The 7,386-nt window shown below is 29.5% G+C and carries 4 protein-coding genes, 2 pseudogenes and 1 riboswitch; of the genes and pseudogenes, 4 read left to right on the top strand and 2 right to left on the bottom strand.

The window, feature by feature from the left end:
* The 3 genes and pseudogenes from OW729_RS18955 to OW729_RS18965 all read left to right on the top strand — a co-directional run.
* Positions 1-211 (top strand): annotated as a pseudogene (locus OW729_RS18955) (ornithine carbamoyltransferase); the annotation flags it as partial.
* Positions 212-550: 339 nt separating this feature from the next.
* A complete protein-coding gene (locus tag OW729_RS18960; protein WP_268063106.1) occupies positions 551-1,723 on the top strand; it encodes a MalY/PatB family protein in 1,173 nt (390 codons plus the stop codon).
* Positions 1,724-1,947: 224 nt separating this feature from the next.
* On the top strand, positions 1,948-3,381 hold the full coding sequence (locus OW729_RS18965; protein ID WP_268063107.1) for a Na+/H+ antiporter NhaC family protein: 1,434 nt from the start codon (positions 1,948-1,950) through the stop codon (positions 3,379-3,381).
* Between the two features lie 186 nt (positions 3,382-3,567).
* Here OW729_RS18965 and OW729_RS18970 read toward each other — a convergent pair whose 3' ends face one another.
* Complete coding sequence (locus OW729_RS18970; RefSeq protein WP_268063108.1) at positions 3,568-4,878, bottom strand: voltage-gated chloride channel family protein; 1,311 nt, start codon at positions 4,876-4,878, stop codon at positions 3,568-3,570.
* A 185-nt stretch (positions 4,879-5,063) separates the two neighbouring features.
* A riboswitch (Fluoride riboswitch) is annotated at positions 5,064-5,152 on the bottom strand.
* Positions 5,153-5,385: 233 nt separating this feature from the next.
* A complete protein-coding gene (locus OW729_RS18975; protein WP_268063109.1) occupies positions 5,386-6,750 on the bottom strand; it encodes an 8-oxoguanine deaminase in 1,365 nt (454 codons plus the stop codon).
* Between the two features lie 470 nt (positions 6,751-7,220).
* Here OW729_RS18975 and OW729_RS18980 point away from each other — a divergent pair.
* Positions 7,221-7,386 (top strand): annotated as a pseudogene (locus OW729_RS18980) (ornithine carbamoyltransferase); the annotation flags it as partial.

Genomic DNA, 7,386 nt, shown 5'->3' on the forward strand with positions numbered 1-7,386 from the left:
ATTAGAATCATATAAAGGATGGAAATGTACAGAAAAAATGATGGCACTTACAAATCCAACTTCAATATACATGCATGCACTTCCAGCAGACAGAAATAATGAAGTAGAAGATTCAGTAATAGATGGACCACATTCAGTAATTTATGACGAAGCAGAAAATAGAATTCATACAGCAAAAGCTGTTATGACTCTTACTATGGGCGGAAAATAAGGGTAATTATTAGCTAGATTCTAATGGATATTAAATAGGGACTAGTTGGTTTGGATTTTATATGAAGCAGAAAATTTTTTAGATTTTATAAATTAAATGGGTTGAATGGTATGTTAATACACACCATTCAACCCATTTAATTTTAGATTCAAAAGGTTATTTTTATAATTAATGTAAAGGTTTAAAAAAGATTTTTTTAATAAAAACATTGGTAATACTTAATTCGTAGGATATTTAAAAAAATCCTTTTAAAAAAATAATGATTTTATAAAAAACTGGTATCGTAATTGCTCTATAGGTATGTATGTAGAACAATTACAAAAATGGAGGCAATTATTTATGAAATACAATTTTGATGAAGTAGTAGATAGAAAAAATAATCATTCTGCGAAATGGAATGAAATGGACCTTAAATTTGGAAGCAATGATCTTTGGCCTATGTGGATAGCTGATATGGATTTTAAAACTGCTCCTGAAATAATTGAAGCTATGCAGGAAAAGTTAAACCAAGGCATATTTGGATACGTAAATAGACCAAAAGAATATTATGAAGTAGCTAAAAATTGGATTAAAAAAAGACATGGATTTGAATTGAACACAGAACATCTTACATATAGTCCTGGAGTAGTTCCAGCTCTAAGTATGATAATAGAAAAATTTACAGAGCCAGGCGATAAGATAATTATTCAAACACCAGTATATTATCCGTTCTTTAGTGTTGTAGAGGAAAATAATAGAATTCTTATATTAAATCCTCTAAAGAAAGGAGAAGATGGGGATTACACTATGGATTATGAAGATCTAGAAAGTAAAATGGATGAAAAAGTAAAATTATTACTTTTATGTAGTCCACATAATCCTGTTGGAAGAGTTTGGAAAGAAAATGAACTTAGAAAACTTGGAGATATATGTTTTAAACATAATGTAAAAGTAATATCAGACGAAATTCATTCAGATATTGTATATAAACCCAATAAACATATACCTTTTGCTAGCTTAGGAAAAGAGTTTGAAGAAAATACAATAACATGTTTTGCTCCTACTAAAGGATTTAATATTGCAGGATTATATTCAGCATTTATATTATTTCCAAATAAAGAATATTTAGAGACATTTGAAACAGAACTTGGAAGAATAGATTTGAAGAGGAATAATCCTTTTAGTTTGGTAGCAACTATGGCTGCTTATGAAAAAGGTGAAGAATGGCTTGAAGCGTTACTTGCTTATATTGAAAGTAATATAGACTATGTAATAGAGTATATTAAGGAAAATCTTCCTAAGGTAAAAATTAAAAAACCAGAAGCAACTTATCTTTTATGGCTAGATTTTAGTGAATATGGGCTTTCAAAAGAAGAGTTAGGAGAACTTATGGTTAAAAAAGGAAAAGTAGCTTTTGACCATGGTCAATGGTTTGGTAATGAAGGTGGTAATTTCCAAAGAATGAATGTAGCATGTCCAAGATATATGGTAGAAGAAGGATTAAAGAGAATATCAAAAGCTGTAGGCAAATAGGATTCTTAATTTCAGGTGGAGTATTAGCTCCATCTGAGATTTAACAAGTGAATTGCAATTTTAACTTTGGATAAATTTACTTAATTAGCTAAATATGTTAACCTAAATTTGAGTAATACTTATGTGAAGTTGTAGTTACTCCTAAAATCTACTTTAAAAATTAGGAGTTTTAGATAGATAGACATATGATAAAATTTAATATTAATTAAAGGAGAAGATATTTTATGGCAGATTACGGAATTTATAGTTTATTACCACCGATTATAGCTATAATTTTAGCAATTGTAACCAAACAAGTGCTTATATCCTTGTTTGCGGGAGTATTTATTGGAAAGTTAGTTTTAAGTGGATGGGCATTTTTCCCAGCGCTTAATGATTCCATGCAAAGTGTAATAGATGTATTTCAAAGTCAATCAAACACTAAAACGATTGTATTTTCATTTTTAGTTGGAGCAATTATTACTCTAATTCAAGTATCTGGTGGAGTAGAGGGATTTGTTCATTTTTTAACTGAAAAAAATAAGCTTATTAAAAATAGAAAAAGCGCTATGCTTCTTACTTATTTTATAGGACTTGTAGTATTCATAGAATCATCTATAAATATATTAACATCAGGAACAGTTTCTAGACCAGTTACAGATAAATATAAAGTTTCTAGAGAAAAATTAGCATTTTTATGTGATTCAACTTGTGCACCTGTATGTGGAATAGTGCCATTTAATGCTTGGGGTGCTACTCTTATGGGACTTGTTGGACTTCAAGTTACAAATGGAATTATATCTGGTAATCCTACTCAAATTTATTTCAAAAGTATACCATTTAATTTTTATTCAATAATTACACTTATAGCTGTACCTATATATATATTATCAGGAAAAGATTGGGGTCCAATGAAAAAAGCTGAGTTAAGAGCTCAGAATGAGGGTAAGCTTATGAGAGATGGTGCTACTCCTCTTGTTTCTAAAGAAGCTTCTGAAATTACTACAAAAGAAGGGGTAAAACCAAATATGTGGAATATGATATTACCTCTTTTAGTGCTTATATTAATGATTCCTATAGGATTATATATAACAGGTAAAGGTGTTATATATAATGGATCTGGTTCTACATCAGTATTTTGGGCAGTTTCAGCATCTATAGTATTTTCAGGGATACTTTATATTTCACAAAAAATAATGAATTTAAATGAGTTTATAGGTTACGTTTACAATGGTATGGGAGCTATGGTATCTGTTATTTTACTTTTAGTATTTGCATTTATGATAGGAACAGTATCATCAGATCTTCACACAGGAACTTATATGGCAAATTTAGTTGCAGGAAAAATAAATGGGGGATTTGGACCTGCTATGGTATTTATAATGTCAGCGCTTATAGCTTTTGCAACTGGAACAAGCTGGGGAACTTTTGCAATAATGATGCCTATATCTGTACAAATGGGAGTAGCTATAGATGCTAATATATTTGCTTGTATAGGAGCTGTGGTATCAGGAGCCTTAATGGGAGACCATTGTTCACCAATTTCGGATACTACAATACTAGCTTCTATGGCATCTGCATCGGATCATATAGACCATGTTAAAACTCAATTGCCTTATGCACTTTTAAATGGAGGAATAGCAACGGCTTTATATATAGTAGTCGGATTTATAGGTTAGATAATTAATAGATTTTAGACACAATATACTGAATTAGGAATCTAATCAATATATTGTGTTGTTTTTTATTTTGAGATAGTAATTTTTTAATGATAAAATTTAACAAACTAAATTTATATGAATATGTTATCTATACGTATTATAAACAATAGGAACATATTCATATTGTTTGTAAATGATAATTTTCTATTTAGAACGTTTAGTTTTTAAAGATAATAAAGTTGAGTTTTCAGGTAGGGTTAGCCATGAATATTTAGGGGCACATATTGTTTGTGAACTATAAATACCATGATGACCAGAAAACAGATAACTTATCATGCAAGAGATAAATAAAAATGGTATTCCTTGTCCATGAAATAGTTCTAACCCCATGATAAAGCAAGCTAAAGGCGTATTAGTAGCACCAGCAAATAAGGCTACGAATCCCAAACTAGCTAAAAAATAAGGTGATATGTTTAGAATTTGACCTAAAGCATTACCTAAAGTTGAACCTATAAAGAACAAAGGTGTAACCTCTCCACCTTGATATCCAGCACCTAGAGTTATAGATGTAAATAATGTTTTAAGAAAAAAGGTTGTTAGTGATACAGGTTCTTTTAAAGCTTTATCTATCATTGGAAGACCTAAACCAAGATAGTCCCTAGTATTGAATATAAAGACTAAAATTATAATGATTATACCTCCAATAAAACTTTTATATGCTTGATTTTTAGTGATTTTACTAAAAGATTCTTTGAAAAAGTAAGTAAGCTCACTAAATAAAATGCTACCAAGGCCAAAACAAATAGAGGCTATTATTATTTTAAGTAAAATAACGAAGGACATTTGAGGAATTTGTATCATTTGATAATGGGAGTGTGTAGCTCCTAATGCTAAACATATTTCATTTGACACAAAAGCAGATATAAAGCAAGGAATAAAAGCATAGGAATGAAGTTTGCCTATTGATATTACTTCCATTGCAAAAACTGTTCCTGCAAGAGGTGTTCCAAAAACAGAACTAAAACCACTACTTATACCACAAAGTAATAATATTTGTCTATCTTGTTTGTTAATTTTTAATAATCTAGCAACAGTATCAGCCATACTTCCGCCCATTTGAATAGCGGTACCTTCTCTACCGGCAGAGCCACCAAATAGGTGAGTTGTTATTGTTCCAAACAAGGTAAGAAATGCTAATCTAGAAGGTACGGGCTCTTCTTTTTCAATTCCTCTTTCAACTTGTTCAATAATTAAATTATTACCTTTACTACTATTTTTCCCCCAAACCATATATATGTAACTAACTAAAGCGCCACCTAAAGGAAGTAAAAATATTATATTAGGGTGAAGTTCTCTAAAGTTAGTTACTTTACTAAGAGATACTAAAAAGAAAGCAGATAGTATACCTGATGGGATAGCTACTAAGGAAGCTAGTATTAACCATTTAGTAAAGAATATAATTGCGTTAAAGTGTTTAAAGTCTTTATTCGTGTAATTAGCCAATATTTTTTTCATATTGTAATACCTCCTGGTGTTTTTATAAAAATTCGCTTTAAACATTGCTTTTATGTTTATTTAGAAATTAATTTATTATACATAAGATTATGCTTTAATAAAGTTTGGAAAATAAACAATTTTATAATATAGTTTTTTACAAAAAAACTTCTACAAATCAGTATATACATAAAAAATATATATACTGATTTGTAGAAGTCATTAACTTAATTAAGTGTAAGTTAATTAAGTGGTTTAGGATTTCTCCAAGGGCAACTTCATGCCCGTATTTAACCTCACAAGTATAACATAAATTCTATATGAGTACAATAAAAAGCCTAAGATTTATATATATTTAAATTTTAGGCTTTTATCATCAAAATAAGTATAAATGAATATAATATAATTAAAATAATTTTAAATCAACAAAGTATTACAAGAAATTTATTGAAAAATATCCATAAAAACTGGGTTATCAATATTAAATAATTTATATTGATTTTTTAAAAAATAAAGTGTAAATTTAAATTATTTACATGATCTTTCATATCTAACTATATCAGTAGCAATTTTGTGAGCTTCAGTTTTTATATTATCAGTATTCATAGAAAGCAGTATACCATCTTTTACGACTATTTTACCATTTACAATAGTCATTTTAACAAGACTTGTATTTCCGCAGGTTACTAAACCAACTAAAGGGCCATGACATCCAGCATAAGCTACATCATTAAGATCAAATAGGACAATGTCAGCAGCCTTACCTTCGGCTAATATTCCTATATCATCTCGTCCTAGTACTTCTGCACCACCTCTTGTTGCTACTCTTAAAATTTCATAAGCATTTAAGCCATTAGTACCATATTTTAAATGATTTAATAAGTAAGCCCGTCTAACTTCTTCCCACATATTGGAGCCATCATTGGAAGCGCTTCCATCTACAGCGATACTAATCTTTACCCCAGCTTTGAGTAATTCCGTAGTAGGGCAGATGCCACTGTTTAATTTCATATTAGAAGAAGGACAATGAGCTACTCCTGATCCTTTTAAAACTTTCATTTCTCTCTCATTTAAATGAATAACATGAGCAAACCATACATCAGGGCCGATCCATCCCAGATCTTCCATTAACTCAACAGGCCGTCTACCATATTTTTCTATACAGAAATTTTCCTCATCCTTAGTTTCGGCTAAGTGAGTATGAAGCATAATGCCTTTTTTTCTAGCTAAGTCCCTTGCTTGTACCATAAGTTCTTTACTTACAGAGAAAGGTGAGCAGGGAGCTAAAGCAACTCTTTGCATAGCAAATTTATTTTTATCATGATATTTATTAATTAATCTTTCAGAATCTTCTAATATTACATCGGGTTTTTGAACTACACAATCTGGAGGTAATCCACCATCGCTTTTGCCAAGAGACATAGATCCACGAGTTGCATGGAAACGTATACCTATTTCTGAGGCAGCTCTCATTTGTTCATCTATAAGAGTAGCGGGCTTGTTTTCTGGAAATACATAGTGGTGGTCCATAGTAGTTGTACATCCAGTTCTTAATAATTCACTAAATCCAACTAAAGCTCCATAATATATTGCATCAGGTGTTATATGTTTCCAAAATTCATACAATCCTATTAACCAAGGAAACAATGGCTTTTCTTGCACTTCTTGAATTCCTCTAAAAAGAGTTTGATAAAGATGATGATGAGTGTTAACAAAGCCAGGTAATGCTACAAGATTAGAACAATCAATAACTTTTGTAGAGCTATCTAAAGTAATATTTTTACCGATAGATACAATTTCGTTATCGTTTATTAGTATGTCTACCTTATTAAGTATTTCATCTTTGTCATTAAAAGTAATTGCTTGTGAAATGTTTTTTAGTAATAAAGACATGTATATTCACCTCTTTTAATAAGATTTTAATTAAATTGTATAATTAAAAATCAAGTCAAGTTACGTATTTTTAAAATATACAATTTTATGGCAATTATGATAAGTTAGTTTTATTATATGTGAAAAATATGAAAGGTTCAACAATTCTAAATTTATTATCAAACTGATAAAATTTATCAAAACGATAAAATGACTTTTAAGAGGAAAGCTCTAGTAATAGGAAATATATACAGGAAAAAACATTATCAATTTGATAAAAAAAAGAGGTTACATAAAAGAATAAATTGGCTTTTTATGGTTTGAAATAGGGATAGGAATTAAATTTATAAGTTTGGCATGAATAGTGCATAAACTATAGGAAAGTGATTAAATACATAAGTAAAATTAGGTGCTGTGTAATATACAACAAAGGTTACAAAAATATTTTAATTAGCGCACAATAATAAAAATAAACTCAAGGGGGAAAAACAATGCAAACAGTATTTAGAGGAAGACACTTTATAACATTAGAGGATTATACAAAAGAAGAAATTGAAACAATGTTAGAGGTATCATCTGATCTTAAAAAGAAAATGGCTATGGGAATAAAAACACCATATTTAGAATATCAAACAATGTTCTTAATGTTTTTTGAAC

The organism is Clostridium brassicae (genome assembly GCF_026738875.1).
GTDB lineage: Bacteria > Bacillota > Clostridia > Clostridiales > Clostridiaceae > Clostridium_H > Clostridium_H brassicae.

What these genes read in the sequence shown, in the direction of transcription:
- OW729_RS18965 (WP_268063107.1), top strand. Translation starts at nt 1,948, where the DNA reads ATGGCAGATTACGGAATTTATAGTTTATTACCACCGATTATAGCTATA.
- OW729_RS18970 (WP_268063108.1), bottom strand. Translation starts at nt 4,878, where the DNA reads ATGAAAAAAATATTGGCTAATTACACGAATAAAGACTTTAAACACTTT.
- OW729_RS18975 (WP_268063109.1), bottom strand. Translation starts at nt 6,750, where the DNA reads ATGTCTTTATTACTAAAAAACATTTCACAAGCAATTACTTTTAATGAC.
- OW729_RS18960 (WP_268063106.1), top strand. Translation starts at nt 551, where the DNA reads ATGAAATACAATTTTGATGAAGTAGTAGATAGAAAAAATAATCATTCT.